The organism is Mesorhizobium sp. M0590 (assembly GCF_040320905.1).
GTDB lineage: Bacteria > Pseudomonadota > Alphaproteobacteria > Rhizobiales > Rhizobiaceae > Mesorhizobium.
In genome coordinates this window covers 103091-122680 of record NZ_JAMYQN010000014.1, presented here as the reverse complement: position 1 = coordinate 122680, position 19590 = coordinate 103091, and the positions used below count along the sequence as shown (strand labels likewise).

Genomic DNA, 19590 nt, shown 5'->3' with positions numbered 1-19590 from the left:
CCATACGTAGGTGCTTGGTTACGCGGGTCGTGACGAATCGCCCGTTGGTTCTGGTACTTAGTCCGTCGACTTGAAGCTAATGTGACGGATGGCGTCGCGCACACGCCTGCCGCCAGCGACAAAGATCCTGCACGGCCACACCAACTACGGCGAAAAATCACTGTCGCGCAGAACAGGTTATCACCGCTCGACCGGCTTCATGAACGCTTCAACAGCGACCAGACAGCCGGCACCAAGCTCGCGGCCAGCGCAACCTTGATCAGATCACCGACGATAAAGGGCAACACCCCGAACTGCCAGGATTTTTCCGGGCCGATCAACAGCGCCAGCCAGGCAAAGCCCATTGCCATCATGACGATCTCGGCCACCAGCATGGCATTGAAGAGCTTGATAGGATGGCGATCCCAGCCACGGTCGGCAGCCCAGCCGACGATCGCCGCCATGACGACGAAGCCGGCTAGATAACCGCCGGTCGAACCGAGCATGTAAGCGATACCGATACCCTTTTCGGGCGTGCTCTGGAAGACCGGAAGGCCCAACGCGCCCTCGGCCATGTAGAGAAGCAGCGTGGCGACGCCAAGGCGCATGCCGAAGGCGGCGGCAATCAGCAAGACGGCGAGCGTCTGCATCGAAATATCGACCGGTCCGAGCATGACCTTGGTCTTGGCAGACAAGATCAGCAGCAACGTTCCGGCGATCGCCAGCAAAAGCTGTCCTGCCAGCCGGGCCGCGCCCTTTTCAGGCAAAGCGAGAGAAATGAGCGGACGCATCGTCGTTGTAATTGCCATAGTCTTCCCCGTTCCGGATTGCCGCCGAACGCGGCCTTGCGTTTTCCTATATTGGCTTCCGTGCTATGCGGCAATCGGTTTTGCCCTCGCCCCAAAAAAGGTCGCGACGTTCGCATGGCGCTGAAATTCGATACACGCTTCGATCCGGCCTATGGCCAGGGCGTAGCCGTTGCGCCTGGTATTCAACGCATCACCGCCAGGAACCCAAGCCCGTTCACCTTTCACGGAACCAACAGCTATATCGTCGGGCGCGAGACGCTGGCGGTGATCGATCCCGGACCGGATGACGAGGCACATCTTCGAACACTGCTCGAAGCGATCGGGACCAGGCCGGTCAGCCATATCTTCATCAGCCACACGCATCGCGACCATTCGCCGCTGGCGGCTCGGTTAAAGCAGCATACGGGTGCGGTGGTTCTGGCGGAGGGCCGGCATCGCCCGGCGCGGCCGTTGCGCACCGGCGAGGTCAATCCACTCGATGCCAGCGCCGACACCGACTTTGTTCCTGATATCGCGCTGCCGGATGATATGGTGATCGACGGCGACGGCTGGGCGATCCGGACGGTGCTGACGCCCGGCCATACCGCCAATCACGCGGGCTTCGCGCTGGAGGGAACCGGCATCCTTTTCTCAGCCGATCACGTCATGGCGTGGGCAACCACGATCGTCGCACCGCCGGATGGCGCGATGGCCGAGTACATGACATCGCTCGATCGGCTGATCGAACGTGACGACCGGCTGCTGCTGCCCGGTCATGGTGGGCCGGTGACCGAGCCGCGCAGCTTCATGCGCGGATTGAAAACGCATCGAAAAATGCGCGAACGCGCAATTCTGGAGCGGATCAACAACGGCGACCGGACAATCAAGGACATGGTGGACGCGATCTATCGCGACACCGACCCGCGCCTGCATGGCGCGGCCGGCCTGTCGGTGCTTGCCCATCTGGAAGACCTGGTGGCGCAGGGCCTGGTCCACACCGACGGCGCGCCGGCTATCGACGGCATCTATTCGCCGGCAACGTAGCACACTTCGGATATCATTCCGCCGGCGCCACGCCCACCTGGCCGGCGACTTCCTGGTCGAGTTCGGAAAGGAAATCGGTGATGCGCGCTGCATTGTCGCCAAGGTCATGGCGGCCGTAACGCGAGGCCGAGCGCATATCGACGATGACCACATCGCCGTCGTCGGTCACGCGGATGGCGACATCGGCGGGAAGACCAAGCAGCAAGCTCTTGGCCAGCGCATCGACCGTCACGTCGCTTTGCCCTGCTGCGTCTGGAAACGGCGCCGTGAGCTGCCAGCCGCGCCGATCGAGCACCGTTTTGACCGCCTCCAGAACGCGATCGAAAGGCAAGGTGTAGCTGCGTGCGGTAACGAGCGGGTAAGCTTCGATTTGCAGGCGCTGCTCGCCGGGTGTCGGCGGCAAAAGCCCGTTCATATCCTTTGTCCGGGTAGAAATATCGAGCGCCGGCGGGTCGTCGAAATCCGTCGAGATGTCGCGCAGCGGCGGATAGGTCGCCGCCCAATAGGCCCCGACAGCGTAAGGGATGAGCACCAGAAACGCCAGCAAGGCGCCGGCGGTCAGGTCTTGGCCGCCACGATCACCGAAGTTCCACAATCGCGCGAAGGCAAACCCGGCAAACAAAAGCGCAAACGCGGCCAGCAAGGCGACAATGCCAAGCACCCATAGGAAAGCTTGGGTCTCGACGAGGTCATAGCGATGGCCGATGAGAGCGGTCAGCAGCAGGACTGCCGAAAACGCGCCGGCGCGCCGCGACCAACCGGCAGCCCTCGACGTTTGTCGCTCGGGAATTCCCGTCATTGCTTTCCGCGCTGCCCCAACCCGAACACAGGCATAGTGCCTTTCAGCGGCGGCTTGAAGACGCAAAGACGCCGCATCTCCGGTCAGTCCGTCGGCAGGTGATAATCCCGGAACTGCTGGCGCAAGGTAATCTTCTGGATCTTGCCGGCAGCGGTGTGTGGGATTTCGCCGACAAAAGCGACGTCGTCCGGCATCCACCACTTCGCCACCTTGCCGTCCATGAAAGCGAGAATATCCGTCTTGGTCGGCTCCCTGCCCGGCTTGCGCACGACCACAAGCAAAGGCCGCTCGCCCCATTTCGAATGCGGAATGCCGATGGCGGCGGCCTCCGCCACATCGGGATGGCCGACCGCGAGGTTCTCGAGCTCGATGGTCGAGATCCATTCGCCGCCCGACTTGATCACGTCCTTGGCGCGGTCGGTGATCTGCATATAGCCTCCGGGGTCGATATGCGCGACGTCACCGGTATCGAACCAGCCGTCTTGATCGAACTGTTCGGATCCGATGCCGCCATAATAGGCGCGCGCGATGGCCGGCCCGCGGACCTTGAGCCGGCCGAAGGTCTTGCCGTCCCATGGCAGTTCGTTGCCGGCGTCGTCCGTCACCTTCATTTCGATGCCGAACGGTGTAAAGCCTTGTTTCTGCTGGACGCCGAGGCGGGCCTCGCCCTTCAGCCCGGCGTAATCCGGCTTCAGGGTGCACAGCGTGCCGAGCGGCGACATCTCGGTCATGCCCCAGGCGTGGACGACCTGGACATCGTAACTGTCCTGGAACTTCGTCGTGAGCGCGCGTGGACAGGACGAGCCGCCGATGACGACTTTCTGCAGATAGGGCAGTTTCTTGCCGGTCTCTTCCAGATACTGGAGGAGCATCATCCACACCGTCGGCACGGCGGCGCTGAAGGTCACCTGCTCGGTGTCGAGCAGCTCGTAGAGCGAAGCGCCATCCATCTTGCAACCGGGCATGACCAGCTTGGCGCCGACCATCGGCGCGCTCTGGGCAAGGCCCCAGGCATTGGCGTGGAACATCGGCACGACCGGCAATATGGTATCGCGCGACGACAGGCCCATGGCGTCGGGCATGGCGGCGATCATTGCGTGCAGCACGTTCGAACGATGACTGTAGAGGACGCCTTTCGGGTCGCCCGTGGTGCCCGAGGTGTAGCACATACCGGCGGCGGTGTTTTCGTCGTATGTCTTCCAGGCGAAGTTGCCGTCGGCTTCAGCAAGCCATTCTTCGTACGCAACCACATTGGGCAGCGCAGTCTCCGGCATATGCGCGTTGTCGGTCAGCACGATAACCTGCTTCAGCGACTTGACCGCGCCGGCGATCTTTTCGAGCAGCGGCAGGAAGGTCAGGTCGACGAAGATCGCCTTGTCCCCGGCATTGTTCATGATCCAGGTGATCTGCTCGGGAAAGAGCCGCGGGTTGAGCGTGTGATAGATGGCGCCGACACCCATGATGCCGTACCAGGCCTCGATGTGGCGCGCGGTGTTCCAGGCCAGGGTCGCGATGCGGTCGCCAAGCCCGAAACCGTCACGCTCGAGCCGCTCGGCGACCTTCAGGGCACGATCATGGATTTCGGCATATGTGCTGCGCACGATCGGCCCCTCGATCGAACGCGACACGATTTCGCGGCTGCCGTGCTGCCGCTCGGCATTGTCGATCAGCTTATGGCAAAGCAGCGGCCATTCCTGCATCAGCCCGAGCATCTTGTTCCTCCCGTTATTTTTTCGCCATTGTGGGACGAACCGGCGGATTGTCCAGCCGTGACCGGGCTGGAGCGGCGAACAGAGCGAAATGAGCCGGAATTCGCCACAATCCGGCCATGCTCGGCGTTAACGTTGATTAACAGGCGGGGTGTGATTGGCGAATGAAAGAGGTTCGCATGGACGCGCAGCTCGATGACAAAGCCCTCGAAAATACGCTTGCCGAGAGTCTGGCCGATCTGGTGGCGGCCGACGTCGCGCAGGCAGATCTGGTGCCTGACGCCAAAGCCGTTTCCGAAGATGAATTCGTCGAGGTCGTCGGTGGCGCCCTCGAAGCGGTCGGCGGCACGCTCTTGTTCAAGATGTGCGTCGAGAACGAGGGCGAAGCCCAGCACGTCGCTGCCGCCTGCGTCGGCGACGGCGGCAATCGCCAGTTCCTGCTGCTCACCTTGCCGACCAGCGGTGGTGCGCTGAAGGTCGAGACCACCTCGAAAAGCACCAATCCGGTGGCCGGCATTGCCGCCGCGTATGCCGGGCTGATGGACGCTTTCCAGGCCGCCGCCTGAGTTTTCGGGGAAGCGGAAGAAAGAGGCGAGACTTGTCTCCGCGGGCGACGTCCGCCTGGTGGCAGGCAGCTCTTGCGCAAGGCGCTTGCCAGACACATCTTGGGGTTGAGGCAAGGAGATCCGATATGGACCAGATCGCAAATCCGTCACCCGGCTTTCAGCGCAATCCCGGCAAGGTCATCACAGTCGAGCCTTACAAGGGCACCGTGACGGTGCGCGCTGGCGATGTCATCATCGCTTCGTCCAAGAAGGTCAAGGTGCTGACCGAACCTCCCTATCCGCCTGTTTTCTACATTCCGTTCGGCGACATCGACTTCAAACAGCTTGGCAAGACCGAACACTCGACCCATTGCCCCTATAAGGGCGATGCCAGCTATTGGAGCGTGCTGCCCGCCGGCGATGCAGGCAAGGATGCGATGTGGGCCTATGAGCGGCCGTTCGACGAGATGGCCGATATCCGCGATCACGGCGCGTTCTATCCGAACAAGGTGACCATCGAGGCGACGCCCGACTGATCAGTCGGTGGTGCCTTCATCGCCGACGCCGTCGGCATCGTCGAGACGCACGAAGGTGAGGCCCTTGGCCTTCAGCGCCAGAAGTCCCTGCACCACGCCTTCGCCGGCTGCATGGGTCGGCTGATTGATGTGAGCGATGATGACGTCGCCGTCCTTGGCCGCGGCGACGCGCCGGGCGGTCTCTTTTGCGCCGAGCAATGAGCCGCCATCGCCGTTGATTGAGAATCCGGCGATCTTGAAACCAAGCTTGCGTATCATCGCGATTGCCGACGGGCTGTATTCGGCGGTTGCGCCGCGAAACCATTTCGGCGCCGGTTCGCCGGTCACGGCAAGCGCGGCAGCACCCGATTCGACCTCGGCCAGCACGGCCTGCGGGCTGCCGGCACTGCGAATGCCGTAGATCTTTTGCGGCGTGTCGACGGCGGGGACATGACGGCCGCCATGGTTTTCCAATTCAAACAGTTCGGGATGCGCCCGCATGATCTCGACGGCGGCGGCGTTGTGCTTCAGCCAGATGCCGGTGACGAAAATGGTGGCAGGAATCTTGTTTTCCACCAGCGCCGAGAGAATCCGTGTGTCGGTCCTTCCGCCGCACGCATCGAGCGTCAGCGCGACGCGGCCGCCGCCCGCCTCGGCCTTGATGTGCAGCGTCGGTGCGACGAGCAACTGGGCGTTGCCAGGAGAAACAGCCCACAGCGATATCGCAATGGCGCAAAAATACTTTTGGAACGGGCGCATCGATTATTTCCAGGTCGGCCGGATCAAAGTTGAAGCGGCGACCCCAAGACCGCCATCAAGGCGGAAATCGGGACGATGCCCCTGCAAAAGCGTCGGCAGCGGCAATTTGACCGCCGGCCTGACCTTTGGCAAGCGCGAGGTCACAATGCGTGCTCCACGTCCTTAACCTTACGTGAAAGGATCGCGAGCACCGCGTCGACCACCGCTTTGACCTCAAGTCGCCAGACGCAGCAAGCCTTGCTCGGATCGGGTCGGCGGCACAGGTCCCTGGCTATGCACTCGCAAGGCATGGAGGGCCGCGGCGTAACACTGGCCACGCCGACAGGCCCCCAGACGGCCGGGTCGGTCAGGCCGAAGAGGCCGACAACCGGCGTGCCGGCGGCGGCGGCCATGTGCATCGGGCCACTCTCGTTTCCCAGAAACAGGCGTGCCTGGCCGAGGACCGCCAGCAGCGTTGCCAGCGACAGCGCCCCGACCACGTTGACGACCGGCGAAGCGGCCTTGGCGACGATGCGCTCGGCAGATGCCCGTTCATCGGGGCCGCCGACAAGCAGGAAGTCCAACCCGGTCTGCCGCGAGATCTCGTCGATCGCCAGCGCAAAACGTTCCGGCTGCCATTGCCGCCCCCGGAAGCTCGCTCCTGCATGAACGGCTATGAAGGCGTTACGCCGAAGATGATGCCGGTCGAGAAGCGCCAATGCCCTGGCGGTCTCCAGCGGCAGCGGCTCAATCGTCGGGACAGGCGCACGCAACTCCACGCCAAGCGCCTCAAGCGGCGAAAGATAGCGGTAGAGATAGTGCTGGCGACCAAAGCCAAACGGCTTGGCTGCGACGTTTGCGGGCTGACTTTCCAGCCAGCGCAACGGTTTTTCGGGAGGATCGTATCCGACGCGGGTCTTGGCATTGACGAGCCTGACGATGATGCGTGAGGTTTTGGAATCGGCCAGGTCGATGCTCAGGTCAAACCCGAACCGGCGCAGAGCGCGCACCATCGCGTAAAGCTCGCGACCACGCTGCACAGGGGTGCCACGCATCCGTACGCGCCGGAACGCCACCACGTCCGAGGCGATGCCATGAGCCAACAGGAAACTGGCAAAGTTCGCCTCGCAAAGGAACACTATCCTGGCCTTTGGATATTGGAGGCGCAGGTTTCTGGCGAGCGCGGAAGCGAGGACAAGATCGCCGATGAATTTCGTCTGGAGGATGAGAATCGAGCGGACGTGCGTGGGCGGGTTCTGCAACATCTGTTTCTGGCACCGGGGCGGGTTCGAGGGCCGGAAACTGGGCAGAAACGATGTCGGGATTTGGAGCCGACACACGCACGTTCGCGTGAATTCGGTTACAAATCGGTAAGGTCAGATGCCGGTGGACTCCACCTCCTATCCGCGGCCGTTCTTTGCAGCCTGCACCGCCGCTTGCGCCGCGGCCAGCCTGGCGATCGGCACCCGGTATGGCGAGCACGAGACGTAGTCGAGGCCGACCTTTTCGCAGAAATGGATCGAGGCCGGGTCGCCGCCATGCTCGCCGCAAATACCGAGCTTGATGTCGGGCCGCGTCGCCCTGCCCTTTTCGGCCGCCATCCGCACCAGCTCGCCGACGCCGTCTATGTCAAGCGACACGAACGGATCCTGCTCGATGATGCGTTTTTTCCGGTAGGTCTCGAGGAACGAGGCCGCATCGTCGCGCGAGATGCCGAAGGTGGTCTGGGTCAAATCGTTGGTGCCGAAAGAGAAGAATTCGGCCGCCTCGGCAATGACATGAGCGCGGATCGCGGCGCGCGGCAGTTCGATCATCGTGCCGGTAAGATAGTCGATCTTGACGCCGGTTTCCTGCATCACGCTTTTGGCGACGGCATCGATCCGCGCCTTGACGTAGTCGAGCTCCTTCACCAGACCGACCAGCGGCACCATGATCTCCGGCACCACCAGCGCGCCGGCCTTCCTGCCGGCCTCGACGGCCGCCTCGAAAATGGCGCGCGCCTGCATCTCCGCGATCTCCGGATAGGAGACGGCAAGCCGGCAACCGCGATGGCCGAGCATCGGATTAAACTCGTGCAACGCTTCGGTGCGCCGCCGGAGCTTGTCCGGCGACACATTCATGGCGGCGGCGACCTCGGCCACCTCCTCCTCGGTCTTGGGCAGGAATTCGTGCAGCGGCGGATCGAGCAGGCGGATCGTCACCGGCAGCCCGGCCATGATCTCGAACAGTTCGAGGAAATCCGAGCGCTGCATCGGCAACAGCTTGGCCAGCGCCGTTCGCCGGTCCTTTTCGGTATCGGCCAGGATCATCTCGCGCATGGCAATGATGCGGTCGCCGTCGAAGAACATGTGCTCGGTGCGGCAAAGCCCGATGCCTTCGGCGCCGAAGGACCGCGCCATGCGCGCATCGAGCGGCGTCTCGGCATTGGTGCGCACCTTCATGCGGCGCGCGCCGTCGGCCCATTCCATGATGGCGGCGAAATCGCCCGAGAGTTCCGGCTGCAGCATCGGTACCGCGCCTTTCAGCACCTGGCCGTTGGCGCCGTCGATGGTGATGATGTCGCCCTTGCGGAACGTCGATCCCATCGCCATCAGCGTGCCGGCCTTGTAGTCGACGCGCAGCGAGCCTGCGCCCGAAACGCAAGGCTTACCCATGCCGCGCGCCACAACAGCGGCGTGGCTGGTCATGCCGCCGCGCGTCGTCAGGATGCCTTCGGCCGCATGCATGCCATGGATGTCTTCGGGGCTGGTCTCGATGCGCACCAGGATCGCCTTGCGGCCTTGTGTCTTGGCCTCCTCGGCGTCGTTCGAGGAAAACACGATTTCGCCGGTGGCAGCGCCCGGCGAGGCCGGCAGGCCGACGCCGATGATGTCGCGCGCCGCCTTCGGATCGATGGTCGGATGCAACAACTGGTCGAGCGAGGCCGGATCGATGCGGGCGACGGCCTCCTCCTTCGAAATCAGTCCATCCCTGGCCATGTCGACGGCAATCTTCAGCGCCGCCTTGGCGGTGCGCTTGCCGGACCTGGTCTGCAGCATCCACAATTTGCCGCGCTCGATGGTGAATTCGAGATCCTGCATGTCGCGGTAGTGCTTTTCCAGGCGGTCGGAGATGCTGACGAAAGCCTGGAAGGCGTCAGGCATCAGCTTCTGCAGCGACGGCTTGTCGGAACCGGCGGCAATGCGCGCCGCCTCGGTGATGTTCTGCGGCGTACGGATGCCGGCAACGACATCCTCGCCCTGGGCGTTGACCAGGAACTCGCCATAAAGCTGCTTTTCGCCGGTCGACGGATTGCGGGTGAAGGCGACGCCGGTGGCCGAGGTGTCGCCCATATTGCCGAAGACCATGGCCTGGACATTGACCGCCGTGCCCCAGCTTTCGGGAATGTCGTGCAGGCGCCGATAGGTGATCGCGCGGTTGTTCATCCAGCTGGAAAACACCGCACCGATGGCGCCCCACAGCTGCTCGTTTGGATCCTGCGGAAACGGCTTGCCGAGCTCCTCCTCGACCTTGGCCTTGTAGAGTGCGATTACGCCTTGCCATTCGATGGCTGTCAGCTCGGTGTCGAGCTCATGGCCGAGCCCACCCTTCTGGTCTTCGAGGATCTCCTCGAAGACCTCATGGTCGAGGCCCATGACGACGTCGGAATACATCTGGATGAAACGGCGATAGCTGTCATAGGCAAAGCGCGGATCGCCTGAATCGGCGGCCAAGGCTTCGACCGTCTCGTCGTTGAGGCCGAGATTGAGCACGGTGTCCATCATGCCGGGCATGGAAGCGCGGGCACCGGAGCGCACCGACACCAAAAGCAGTTTCGACGGATCGCCGAAACGCCGCCCGGTCAGCCGACCGATGTGATCGAGGGCGACCGCCACATCCGCTTCCAGCGAGGCCGGATAGGCGTGGCCGTTGGCGTAATAAGCGTTGCAGACCTCGGTGGTGATGGTGAAGCCTGGCGGCACCGGCAGGCCCAGGCTGCACATTTCGGCCAGGTTGGCGCCCTTGCCGCCGAGCAGATTGCGGTCGCCGGCACGGCCTTCCGCGGCGCCGTCGCCAAAGGTGTACACCCATTTGGTCATGCTTGCTCCCCGGTTGCAGAAGATTGGAAATATTGGCAAATCGAGCGATATGATGCTGCAGTGCGAAAGGCAAGGCATCGACCAAGCCGGCCGGCCTCTACAATCGATTAAGGAAAAGCGGCGTCGAAAAGACTTGCTTTTTGGAAAGCTTTGTTGTAGAACATAACGAGAACAAAAGGTAGAGCGATGAGAATGACCGGAAAGCCCGATTATCTGGAAATGCCGGCGACGGGCGGAACGCTGGACAGCGTGAAGGCTTTCTACAGCGCGGCCTTCTCATGGTCGTTCACCGATTACGGGCCGACCTATTCAGCTTTTGCCGAAGGGCTGGACGGCGGTTTTCGAGCGGATGGCCAAGATGCGCCGGCCAAGCCGCTGCCCGTGCTCTATTCCGAAAGGCTGGAGGAAACATTGAGCGCCGTCGAAAATGCCGGCGGCACCATCGTCAAGCCGATCTTTTCATTCCCCGGCGGCAGGCGGTGCCATTTCGTCGATCCGGCCGGCAATGAAAATGGCGGTGTGGGGTGAATAGATCCGTTCAAAGTAGCGATTGCAAAACTGGTGGATCGGTCGCGCATAGTCGGCATTGAGCTTTCTCCCGGCTCGTCCTATAAGGCCGCGCGCACAGCGGGCAGGCTCCGGCTGTTGGGGCGTCGCCAAGTGGTAAGGCATCGGTTTTTGGTACCGACATTCCCAGGTTCGAATCCTGGCGCCCCAGCCAGTTCTCCAAATTCTGACGATCTCCCGAGTCGTAATCTCAGTTGCAGACACCTTGGTCGCGGACTGGTATCTGCGGTATCTGTCCACAACAAATTGGTGTCTCCGGCAGAGAGCGCGATGCGGCTGGCATCTTAGTTTAATGTCGGCTCAATTGGCCGGCAGTCAAATGCATCTTGTGGAGAAAAGCAGTTTTTCTGCCACGGCTTGACGTTCGATCTTATAGTTTGAGACTTTTATAATCCAAAACATCGGATTTTTTTGTCGCTTTTCTTCAGATAAGTCAGCGCCTCCAACGCCTCTCTAGTAGTAACCGGCGCAATCATCAAACTAATTTTAATAAAATTCAATTTCGTTTTTAACGACGGTGATCATGGTATCTTGTGCTGTCAGCAACAAGTAGAATGTCGTAGAAATATCAATAAGCATCGCTCGGAAAACAACGTGGGCACCTCTGAAGTTAAATTTGCTTTTATCGCACAATGTCGACTATCCCTAAGTATATTTTTCGCCGCAACGTGAGAACCCTGCCACCGATCAACCATTCTATCAGGGCGTGCAGGTATGTGATTTGGCGCTAATATACACCTTCTAGTAGGCAGGCATCCGCGGGGCGCTATCGAATCAAAATGAGGGATTATGGATGGCGACTCTCCATTACACGTCGGGCGGGTCCGGCACGGACATTGCAAAAGCCGGATTCAATCTGGCTAGCGTGCAATATGTTGACCAGGTCAACGAGCTGCCAGAGGGCATGAAAGGCTTGGTCTACCTCGACGAGGCCAACGGAGTAACCCAATCCTTTATCGACAAGGTTACTCCTTTCCTCGGCAATCCGAACGTATTTGGGTTCTTCCTGGTTGACGAGCCGGATCCCACCGGCCAATGGGGTACCTACGCCTCTGCCGCAAATCTGAAGGCAGAATCCGACTGGATCCATGAGCATTTTCCAGGCGCCAAGACCTACATCACAATGATGAGCTTGGGGACGTCGGCGAATCCGGATTTTAGGGGCACGTACAATCCCGCCAATACGGGTATCGATTACTACGGCATAGATGTCTATCCCGTCCGCACGGATGGCCCGGTCGACTACAACATGATCGATAAATTCGTCGCCGCCGCTCAGGCATCGGGCATCCCGACGAGCCAGATCGTTCCGGGCTACCAGGCGTTTGGAGGTGGCGAGTATAACACCGACATGGGTGGCAAATATGTCGTGCCCACCGCCGCCCAGATGGAGACCATGATGGACCACTGGGCCAAGCTGGTTCCATCACCCGCCTTCGACTACGCGTACGCCTGGGGTTCGCAGCGAGGCGACACCGCGCTTGAGAGCTCCCCGGAACTGCAGGCCGTTTTCCGGGAGCACAATCTCGCAACGACTGGGACCGCTCCGCCTCCCGTCGACACAAGCGACACCTTGTATGGCAGCAGCGGCGACGATGTGTTTCACGGGGCCGGCGGCCACACGATGATCGGCTATGGCGGCAATGACACCTATTATGTCGATGACATCCGCGATAAGGAGATTGAGGCGGTGGGCGGCGGTACCGACAAAGCACTTGCCTCCGTAAGTCATGCTCTTGCGGCCGGCTCCGAGATCGAGCTTCTCGCCACCAGCAATCCGTCCGGCACGACGGCGATCAACCTGACCGGCAATGCGTTCGCCCAGACTATCCAGGGCAATGCCGGCGCCAATGTCATCAACGGCGGCGGCGGCGCCGACAAGATGGTCGGCTATGGCGGCAACGACACCTATTATGTCGACAATGCCGGCGACAAGGTATACGAGGCCGTCGGCGGTGGCGCCGACAGAGTGCTCGCCGCAGTGAGCCATGCGCTTGCGGCCGGCTCGGAAGTTGAGCTTCTCAGCACCACGAACTCGGCCAGCACGACGGCAATCAACCTCAGTGGTAACGCGTTCGCTCAAACCATCTTAGGCAATGCCGGCGCCAACGCAATCGACGGCCTCGGCGGCGCTGACAAGATGGTCGGCTATGGCGGCAATGACACCTACTATGTCGACAATGCCGGCGACAAGGTATACGAGGCCGTCGGCGGTGGCGCCGACAGAGTGCTCGCCTCAGCGAGCCATGCACTTGCTGCCGGCTCCGAAATTGAGCTTCTGAGCACCACGAACTCGGCTGGCACGACGGTAATCAATCTCAGCGGTAACGAATTCGCTCAAACCATTGTAGGCAATGCCGGCGCCAACGCAATCGACGGCCTCGGCGGCGCTGACAAGATGGCCGGCTATGGCGGCAACGACACCTACTATGTCGATAATACCGGCGACAGGGTTTACGAGGCGGTCGGCGGAGGCGCCGACAGAGTGCTCGCCTCAGTGAGCCATGTGCTTGCGGCCGGCTCGGAAATTGAGCTTCTCAGCACCACGAACTCGGCTGGCACGACGGCGATCAATCTTACAGGCAACGAGTTCGCTCAGACGATCGTGGGTAATGCCGGCGCAAATGTCATCAACGGCCTCGGCGGCGCTGATAAGATGGCCGGCTATGGCGGCAATGATACCTACCAAGTCGACAACGCCGGCGACAAAGTCTACGAGGCAGTGGGCGGCGGCAGCGACAAAGTGCTCGCCTCGGTGAGCCACGCCCTTTTGGCCGGCTCGCAGATCGAGCTCCTCGCCACCACCAATCCGTCCGGTACGTCTGCTATCAACCTGACCGGCAACGCCTTTGCCCAGACCATCCAAGGCAATGCCGGCGCCAATGTCATCAACGGCGGCGGCGGTGCTGACATCTTGACCGGTAACGGAGGCAATGATGCATTCGTGTTCAACAGCGCTCTTGGAGCCGGCAATATCGACAAGGTCACCGACTTCAACAAGCTCCAGGACAAGATCCAGCTCGACGACGCCGTTTTTGCCGGGCTTAAGTTGGGCGGCCTTTCATCCGATGCTTTCTTTGCTGGCACGGCTGCGCATGATAGCTCCGACCATATCATCTACAACAGTTCAACCGGAGCGCTCTCTTTCGACAGCGACGGTATCGGCGGCGCAGCTCAAATACAGTTCGCCACTCTCTCTCCAGGTCTGTCGCTTGCAGCAGGTTCGTTCCTTGTAATCTGAACGACCCGGAACGGCGGACCTTCATTTCGAGACAGTCCGCCGCTTTATCTTTGTTCAAGCACCGGATTTCCAAGCGAAGTAACCAGTCCGGCTGGCGCTCTTCTCCTGGGGCTGGCGCGACGTACTCTCCATAAGGTTCGCCCGAAAAGTGGAATGTATCGTCGTTACCCTCGTGATCTCCTTAAAGGGAGGCCTAGATCGTTTCACTCAATGTCAATACTGAGATCTGGGGATAGCACGCCACGGCCAAAAGCGCTCAAACGTCAGCGATTTGTCGCTGCATTGACCTTGAGCAAAGATGCGGAGCTCCATTCAACTCAGGACACTCAATTATGCGCTTGTGGTCGCAGAAGAGGGCAGCTTTCTGCGCGCGGCGCGGCGCGTCGGAATCGATCACACTGCGCTGAGCCGGCGCATACGCGATCTCGAATACGCGATGGGAACGACGATATTTCATCGCCATGCCCGCGGCGTTGGGCCAACCCCGGCCGGCGAGCGTTTCCTCGATCGTCTGCGCTCCGTGCTGCTCGAACTGGACAATACTCTGACGCTGGCCAGGACCGGCATTAAGAATGAACAGCAAAGGCTTTCCATCGGCTCCAACGGACTCATCCTCGCCGGGCGAGCGCTGGATGCGATCATCGAGTTCGGGAAATGTCATCCAAATGTGACCGTCAGCTTGATAGAGGGGTCTCACCCCGAGCCCGGGGCGGCTCTGGGCGGCACCGAGGTCGACGTCACCGTGACCTCCTCCTCGCGTTCCAATGGCGGCCCATTCGAACTAATGTTGTGGAAGGAAACTCTGGCAGTCGTTGTTGCTTCAAATCATTCTCTCGCCAGCCGCCCCGTAATCGAGTGGTTGGAGCTGGGCCAAGAGACGCTGCTCGTGCGCAGGGGCGAAGCGTTTCTGCTCGCCGACGCTATTGGAAATGGCGTGCAGCTTCCCGCAATTGTCGAACACCACGTCACTGCGGGCATCCTTCTGCGCCTCGTCGGAAACGGCCTTGGAGTCGCTCTGATCCACGATGGAGACGCCAACAGCGTTCCTGACGGCGCCGTCTGCCGCAAGCTGCGGATCGGGGGCAAGCCGATCCGAATCTCCAGCTTTGCCCGTTGGCGTCCGGACAATGCCAATCCTGCCCTGACGGTCTTCATCACATTCCTGCGCGATAGGTATTGGTCCTGACGGCCGTCCGCCCACCAAATGACCCGAATAGTCATCCCGCCTTCAGGGTTCGTTGGCTCTGGCAAAGGCTCTGTCCGTTGTAATGAAACCGAGTCAGCATCGGCGGCATCAGCTTTGCCGAATCGGCGACTATCTGTCCGGTCTCGCGGCCCAGCAATTCAGCATAGGCGACGAGATGGCGATGAATGGTGCCGGGCAGTTCGACCGTGATCTTGACCGGACGGTCATCGGGAATGACGGAGAGTTTCAGTTTGGTCATGACGGATCCTTCGGCGCCGCACCCGGTCAGCACCAAAGCCTTCGGCGATGCGCACCAGATCGCAGAGCGCTGAGCGGATTTGCGGCCAAGGAAACTCGGAGCATTCCTCCCACGCTTCGCCCTCGCGCAACACGGCATCGAGCTTGCCCGCCACACCGGCCAGAGTCGTAGCGGGGGTGGTTGAGAAAGCTTGCAGCAGATCTTGCATTTTCTCGCTAGCCTCGCGCTCGGCCCTGAAGGCGGCGGTGTAGCCAGTTTGCTCCGCAGCCGCATCCCAGCGTGCCTGATGCGCCGCGAAATCAGCTTCGGCCTTTTCGCGGAGAGCCGCCATATCCGGCGCTTTGCCGAGCACTTCATTGAGCATCTCGCTCGAATGGACCGTCACCTGCTCACCCTCGGTCAGGCGGACGGTCACACAGGGAAAGCCGACGCTCTCGACAAGCCTTGTCTCCAAGCGCTGCTGCCTCCGGCAAAGCCGCTCGGTCTGTTTGTGGACTCTCTCCCATTCCCGCCAAAGCGCCAGTGCAGGATCAGAACGCACATTCGTGCTTCCGGCGCCGCTTGCGGGCGCGTTGCCTTGGAGCGTCCACGCGGTGGTGGCCACGACTGTTCCCTCAAGTACTCGCCTGCGGGTGACGTAAGGCAGAGTCGTGTTATTGTCGGAATCAGCCATGATCCGAGCTCCAATCAGCTTGGGTTGCGGTCAGGCCGGGCGGGATGGTGCAAACATCCTGTTCGGCCGCGAACTTGCCGCACGTATAACCGGAGCAATTTGACAAGCTACCGGTGAAAAGTCAACCCAAGAGATAAACGTTTGACCTATAGTAAAATTTCTGCCGCGCAGTGTCGGGGCGCTCGCGCGATGCTGGGGATAAGTCAGCGCGAGCTGGCGGACGCCGCCAAGGTATCACGGCCTACGGTGGTCGATTTCGAGCGAGGCGCCCGGGTTCCGCATCCGAACAATATGGCAGCGATTCGCCAAGCGTTGGAGGTTGCCGGTATCGAATTCATCCCAGAAAACAGCGGCGGACCCGGCGTACGACTGGTACGCCATCTCGAAAGTAAATGACCTCACGGCAGCGAGCAAACCAAAATGCGGGAGCATCCCGCGACTGTATCGCGCAGCCAGCCGCACTCTTCTTACAACCTCATCGAAAACAGGACCGACAAGACTTGTTACGGTCGATCTTGCTAATGCGAAACGGCTCGCTGGCAACGAGTTCGGCAGCTCTGGCCGACATTGACAGCACCACAGCGGCGGATTCTCGGCCTTTACTCAGCTGCTCCGCGGTCAGCGCGATTGTTCAAGGCGATGAGGCTTTTCGCCCGGGCCAGGCAATCCGGCTGCTCATTGCGATAGCGGGTCCGATTTCCATGATTAGGACGGTCCCGGCAAGAAGACCAACTCACTGAAGAGGTCATCCCAGTCGATATGGCCCAGCCGAGCGGCATGTGCAGGTCGCCCAAACCTCGTGCTGCATCCTCCTGCGGGAGGTAGGTTCGATGGAAACGGGCGCCCCGAAGGAATCATGGACATGCAGGTGCCCTGCCACCGGCGCCATGGCCCGCAGCTGCTCGCGGAAGTTCAGGCCGCGATGGGTGGATTCAATATAGGCGTGACTGAAATCGATAAGCGCCACCAAGTTCGGATGGCCGACCGCCTTAACCGTCTGCGCCACCTCGGCCGGGGTCTACCGGCACTGACCCGGTTCCATGGCGAAGAGGTTCTCAAAGGCGATGATGATCACCGCCAGCTTGCGGGGCCACCGCGACGCTGGCTCTGCAGTGGCAGGAGCGTTTGGCGGTCGCCTCACCCCAGCTCTTGACCTTGTCCCTGCCCTTGAAGCGGATCACCAGACCCGATACCGCCTCGCAGAGCGCACGCCGCACATCCGAGTCGCCGGCTTTCGAGATCCGTCCCCGGACGTCAATCGTGGAGCCGGATTGCCAGCGCCGCGACAGCGAGCGTGCCGAGGCATGGTTGCACGGCTTCGACGGCCTGCCGATTGGCGGTGAGCCGAAGCCGATAAGCAACCAACTAAAGACCGAGTTCGAAAGCCGTCAGCGGTCGGTCCACCAACCGCTGGCGCGGGCGGCATCGAAGCACACTTTCCTAGGGTGGGGGCCTTTGAGCCCGGCTTTCAGAGCGGCAACGCCACGATTGTACTCTTTCGTTTTGTCATACTTCCCACCCTCAACAAGAAAGTCGCCAAAACGTCTGTCGTTATAGATCGATTGAGAGCAAAACAAATAAGCCGCCATCTGATATCCATAATCGAAGGCAACCGAGTTAGCGCGGGCGGCGGTTGGAACGAACGAGTTTGCGCAAATCACCATTGCCGCGACCGGCATCATGCCTACGCAAGCTAATTTCATTGTTGTTGCCCTCTCCCAAGACGCAACGAACTTGCCGAAGTTTTTGCCTTGGTGCAAGACCGTCATGAAATCGTCCTCGAAGGAGCTCGTGCTCCACATCCTTCTGTGCAAGCAGTCGCAGATATTAACCGGCCGTGGCGTCAATAGCTGGTGAAACTGGCAAGATGCGCCGGATGAGGCAATCAATTCGAACGCCGGAGAGCCTGCCTCTGCAGAATTTCCGGGTTTAAGTTTCATGGGTGCGGCGTGCTCGCAAAGCCCAAAAGACCGGTGAAGTTCGCAACACGTCAAATTCTCGGCGACACTCTGACGTTACAGCCCGCCTGTATGCACCCACGCAATGACGCAGATCTGTCTGGGTTCGGTCCACTCGGGCCCGAGAGGCGAAGATATCGGGATCGAGGCGCTTGGGCCACTGCGCGCCAGACAGAGCGATCCGATCCGTGTCATACTGTCAGAGGCAAGACACTAGCAATTTGGGGGCGGCGGCAGATGAAGGAAGAGAACGACGTTCAGAAGTTGGTGCGCACGCTGCGTGCTCGAGCACCCGACGACGCGGCTGAATTGCTGGCCCGAGAATCTCCCGAGTTCATCCGGGACACACTAAAGTTGTTGCCGGACAGGCACGCCCGTAAGGTGGCGGAGCATTTGCCGCCGCATATGCGGCCTGTCAAGCCTGATGCCGGTGGCAAGGACCTTGCGATCCCTGAGTCGCTCGTCGAACTGATGGACCCGATTCCCGCCAGCGTTCCTGTCGGCACGACGATAGCCGCCGCGGTGGAGGCCGTCAGACGCACCCAGGTGCCGACCGAGCTCACTTATCTCTACGTCACGGAGGGCGGCGATAAGCTGGTTGGCCTGGTGGTCCTGCGCGATCTGATGCTGAGCGAACCGGACGCGATGGTCGATCAGATCATGCTGCCCAGGCCGTTCGCCCTTAACGTCGGTCTGTCTTTGAGCGACGCCTGCAAGGCGGCGGTACGCCGTCACTACCCTGTCTATCCCGTGGTGGACGCGGAGAACCGGCTGCTCGGGCAGGTCCGCGGCTGGCGGCTGTTCGAACAGCAAATCATTGAGATTTCCGCCCAGTCTGGCCAGATGGTGGGCGTCCAGAAAGAGGAGCGTTCTTTTACGCCGCTGTTTTCAGCCTTCTTGAAGCGTCATCCGTGGCTGCAGCTGAACCTGCTGACGGCCTTCATGGCCGCTTTCGTGGTCAGTTCGTTCACAGGCACGATCGAGAAGATCGTCGCCTTGGCGGCGTTCCTCCCGGTCTTGGCCGGGCAGAGCGGAAACACCGGCTGCCAGGCACTGGCTATGACGCTGCGTGGCCTTGCCCTGGGGGATGTGGACAAACGACCGAAGCTGCACCTGGTGATGAGGGAGGGCGCGCTCGGGATCGCCAACGGCGTGCTCGTCGGTCTTGTGGCGGCTGCGGCGATGTGGTTCTACGCGTCGCGGCAACCGGAGTCGGCGGCCCAGGCGCCCATGCTGGCACTTGTGATCCTGCTCGCCATGTCCGGATCGTGCCTCATGTCCGGAATCTCCGGCGTGCTGATCCCGCTGGGCCTGCGCCGGGTCGGCGCCGATCCGGCGGTCGCTTCGGCGATCTTTCTCACCACCGTGACCGATATCGTAGGCATGGGCCTGATGCTGGGGCTGGCCACCATGCTCGTGCTGTAGCAAGGCGCGTCCGGTGACGCGTCCATGGGGAGATGGGGTTCCTATAAGCTGACCTCGTCGCGTCCAACGAAATAGCAAGAGCCGT

General features: G+C 61.1%; 16 protein-coding genes, 1 tRNA gene and 3 pseudogenes. 9 read left to right on the top strand and 11 right to left on the bottom strand.

Features of this window, described 5'->3' with window-relative positions; genetic code table 11:
- Positions 1-197: 197 nt before the first annotated feature.
- Entirely contained in the window at positions 198-788 is a 591-nt protein-coding gene (locus NKI52_RS22565) for a biotin transporter BioY (RefSeq protein WP_352699666.1), read from the bottom strand.
- Between the two features lie 114 nt (positions 789-902).
- On the opposite strand from NKI52_RS22565, the gene NKI52_RS22560 reads away from it, so the two are divergent.
- A complete protein-coding gene (locus NKI52_RS22560; protein WP_352699664.1) occupies positions 903-1811 on the top strand; it encodes an MBL fold metallo-hydrolase in 909 nt (302 codons plus the stop codon).
- Between the two features lie 13 nt (positions 1812-1824).
- Here the strand turns inward: NKI52_RS22560 and NKI52_RS22555 are convergent, their stop codons facing one another.
- On the bottom strand, positions 1825-2610 hold the full coding sequence (locus NKI52_RS22555; protein WP_352699662.1) for a DUF1499 domain-containing protein: 786 nt from the start codon (positions 2608-2610) through the stop codon (positions 1825-1827).
- A gap of 83 nt (positions 2611-2693) precedes the next feature.
- Entirely contained in the window at positions 2694-4322 is a 1629-nt protein-coding gene (locus tag NKI52_RS22550; RefSeq protein WP_352699660.1) for a fatty-acid--CoA ligase, read from the bottom strand.
- Between the two features lie 176 nt (positions 4323-4498).
- Here NKI52_RS22550 and NKI52_RS22545 point away from each other — a divergent pair, with 176 nt between their 5' ends.
- Both NKI52_RS22545 and NKI52_RS22540 read left to right on the top strand, forming a co-directional pair.
- Positions 4499-4885 carry a hypothetical protein gene (locus tag NKI52_RS22545; RefSeq protein WP_352699658.1) on the top strand — a complete coding sequence of 129 codons (387 nt, stop codon included), beginning with the start codon at positions 4499-4501 and terminating at the stop codon, positions 4883-4885.
- A 125-nt stretch (positions 4886-5010) separates the two neighbouring features.
- Positions 5011-5400: a DUF427 domain-containing protein gene (locus NKI52_RS22540; RefSeq protein WP_352699656.1), complete on the top strand. Its 390-nt coding sequence runs from the start codon at positions 5011-5013 to the stop codon at positions 5398-5400.
- Here the strand turns inward: NKI52_RS22540 and NKI52_RS22535 are convergent, their stop codons facing one another.
- The 3 genes from NKI52_RS22535 to ppdK form a co-directional block, all read right to left on the bottom strand.
- The gene (locus NKI52_RS22535; RefSeq protein ID WP_352699655.1) at positions 5401-6138 is read right to left on the bottom strand and encodes a polysaccharide deacetylase family protein; all 738 of its coding nucleotides are present in this window, start codon (positions 6136-6138) and stop codon (positions 5401-5403) included.
- Between the two features lie 140 nt (positions 6139-6278).
- Positions 6279-7382: a glycosyltransferase family 9 protein gene (locus NKI52_RS22530; protein WP_352699653.1), complete on the bottom strand. Its 1104-nt coding sequence runs from the start codon at positions 7380-7382 to the stop codon at positions 6279-6281.
- Positions 7383-7517: 135 nt separating this feature from the next.
- Positions 7518-10196 carry a pyruvate, phosphate dikinase gene (gene ppdK, locus NKI52_RS22525; protein WP_352699651.1) on the bottom strand — a complete coding sequence of 893 codons (2679 nt, stop codon included), beginning with the start codon at positions 10194-10196 and terminating at the stop codon, positions 7518-7520.
- A 186-nt stretch (positions 10197-10382) separates the two neighbouring features.
- Here ppdK and NKI52_RS22520 point away from each other — a divergent pair.
- The 4 genes and pseudogenes from NKI52_RS22520 (at position 10383) to NKI52_RS22505 (ending at position 15190) form a co-directional block, all read left to right on the top strand.
- Positions 10383-10728: pseudogene (locus NKI52_RS22520) on the top strand (VOC family protein).
- A gap of 114 nt (positions 10729-10842) precedes the next feature.
- Positions 10843-10917 (top strand) — tRNA-Gln (locus NKI52_RS22515).
- A gap of 639 nt (positions 10918-11556) precedes the next feature.
- On the top strand, positions 11557-14004 hold the full coding sequence (locus tag NKI52_RS22510; protein WP_352699649.1) for a calcium-binding protein: 2448 nt from the start codon (positions 11557-11559) through the stop codon (positions 14002-14004).
- A gap of 298 nt (positions 14005-14302) precedes the next feature.
- Complete coding sequence (locus tag NKI52_RS22505; RefSeq protein WP_352699647.1) at positions 14303-15190, top strand: LysR family transcriptional regulator; 888 nt, start codon at positions 14303-14305, stop codon at positions 15188-15190.
- Positions 15191-15221: 31 nt separating this feature from the next.
- On the opposite strand, the gene NKI52_RS22500 is transcribed toward NKI52_RS22505, so the two are convergent.
- Positions 15222-15449, bottom strand: a complete 228-nt coding sequence (locus tag NKI52_RS22500) for a DUF2274 domain-containing protein (RefSeq protein WP_352699645.1) — start codon at positions 15447-15449, stop codon at positions 15222-15224.
- Positions 15415-16122 (bottom strand): hypothetical protein, encoded by a 708-nt coding sequence (locus NKI52_RS22495; RefSeq protein ID WP_352699643.1) that lies wholly within the window; start codon positions 16120-16122, stop codon positions 15415-15417. The genes NKI52_RS22500 and NKI52_RS22495 overlap by 35 nt, the downstream gene beginning before the upstream one ends.
- A 141-nt stretch (positions 16123-16263) precedes the next feature.
- On the opposite strand from NKI52_RS22495, the gene NKI52_RS22490 reads away from it, so the two are divergent.
- Positions 16264-16518: a helix-turn-helix domain-containing protein gene (locus NKI52_RS22490; RefSeq protein WP_352456073.1), complete on the top strand. Its 255-nt coding sequence runs from the start codon at positions 16264-16266 to the stop codon at positions 16516-16518.
- A 203-nt stretch (positions 16519-16721) separates the two neighbouring features.
- On the opposite strand, the pseudogene NKI52_RS22485 reads toward NKI52_RS22490, so the two are convergent.
- The 3 genes and pseudogenes from NKI52_RS22485 to NKI52_RS22475 all read right to left on the bottom strand — a co-directional run.
- A pseudogene (locus tag NKI52_RS22485) lies at positions 16722-17188 on the bottom strand (sugar phosphate isomerase/epimerase family protein); the annotation flags it as partial.
- Positions 17183-17408: pseudogene (locus tag NKI52_RS22480) on the bottom strand (transposase); the annotation flags it as partial. The pseudogenes NKI52_RS22485 and NKI52_RS22480, both read right to left, overlap by 6 nt.
- Positions 17409-17510: 102 nt before the next feature.
- Entirely contained in the window at positions 17511-17891 is a 381-nt protein-coding gene (locus tag NKI52_RS22475) for a hypothetical protein (protein WP_352699641.1), read from the bottom strand.
- A 426-nt stretch (positions 17892-18317) separates the two neighbouring features.
- On the opposite strand from NKI52_RS22475, the gene NKI52_RS22470 reads away from it, so the two are divergent.
- Positions 18318-19505 carry a magnesium transporter gene (locus NKI52_RS22470; protein WP_352699639.1) on the top strand — a complete coding sequence of 396 codons (1188 nt, stop codon included), beginning with the start codon at positions 18318-18320 and terminating at the stop codon, positions 19503-19505.
- Positions 19506-19590 lie beyond the last annotated feature (85 nt).

What these genes read in the sequence shown, in the direction of transcription:
- NKI52_RS22495 (WP_352699643.1), bottom strand. Translation starts at nt 16,122, where the DNA reads ATGGCTGATTCCGACAATAACACGACTCTGCCTTACGTCACCCGCAGG.
- NKI52_RS22500 (WP_352699645.1), bottom strand. Translation starts at nt 15,449, where the DNA reads ATGACCAAACTGAAACTCTCCGTCATTCCCGATGACCGTCCGGTCAAG.
- NKI52_RS22560 (WP_352699664.1), top strand. Translation starts at nt 903, where the DNA reads ATGGCGCTGAAATTCGATACACGCTTCGATCCGGCCTATGGCCAGGGC.
- NKI52_RS22565 (WP_352699666.1), bottom strand. Translation starts at nt 788, where the DNA reads ATGGCAATTACAACGACGATGCGTCCGCTCATTTCTCTCGCTTTGCCT.
- NKI52_RS22540 (WP_352699656.1), top strand. Translation starts at nt 5,011, where the DNA reads ATGGACCAGATCGCAAATCCGTCACCCGGCTTTCAGCGCAATCCCGGC.
- NKI52_RS22550 (WP_352699660.1), bottom strand. Translation starts at nt 4,322, where the DNA reads ATGCTCGGGCTGATGCAGGAATGGCCGCTGCTTTGCCATAAGCTGATC.
- NKI52_RS22535 (WP_352699655.1), bottom strand. Translation starts at nt 6,138, where the DNA reads ATGCGCCCGTTCCAAAAGTATTTTTGCGCCATTGCGATATCGCTGTGG.
- NKI52_RS22510 (WP_352699649.1), top strand. Translation starts at nt 11,557, where the DNA reads ATGGCGACTCTCCATTACACGTCGGGCGGGTCCGGCACGGACATTGCA.
- NKI52_RS22530 (WP_352699653.1), bottom strand. Translation starts at nt 7,382, where the DNA reads ATGTTGCAGAACCCGCCCACGCACGTCCGCTCGATTCTCATCCTCCAG.
- ppdK (WP_352699651.1), bottom strand. Translation starts at nt 10,196, where the DNA reads ATGACCAAATGGGTGTACACCTTTGGCGACGGCGCCGCGGAAGGCCGT.
- NKI52_RS22470 (WP_352699639.1), top strand. Translation starts at nt 18,318, where the DNA reads ATGAAGGAAGAGAACGACGTTCAGAAGTTGGTGCGCACGCTGCGTGCT.
- NKI52_RS22545 (WP_352699658.1), top strand. Translation starts at nt 4,499, where the DNA reads ATGGACGCGCAGCTCGATGACAAAGCCCTCGAAAATACGCTTGCCGAG.
- NKI52_RS22505 (WP_352699647.1), top strand. Translation starts at nt 14,303, where the DNA reads ATGCGGAGCTCCATTCAACTCAGGACACTCAATTATGCGCTTGTGGTC.
- NKI52_RS22475 (WP_352699641.1), bottom strand. Translation starts at nt 17,891, where the DNA reads ATGACGGTCTTGCACCAAGGCAAAAACTTCGGCAAGTTCGTTGCGTCT.
- NKI52_RS22555 (WP_352699662.1), bottom strand. Translation starts at nt 2,610, where the DNA reads ATGACGGGAATTCCCGAGCGACAAACGTCGAGGGCTGCCGGTTGGTCG.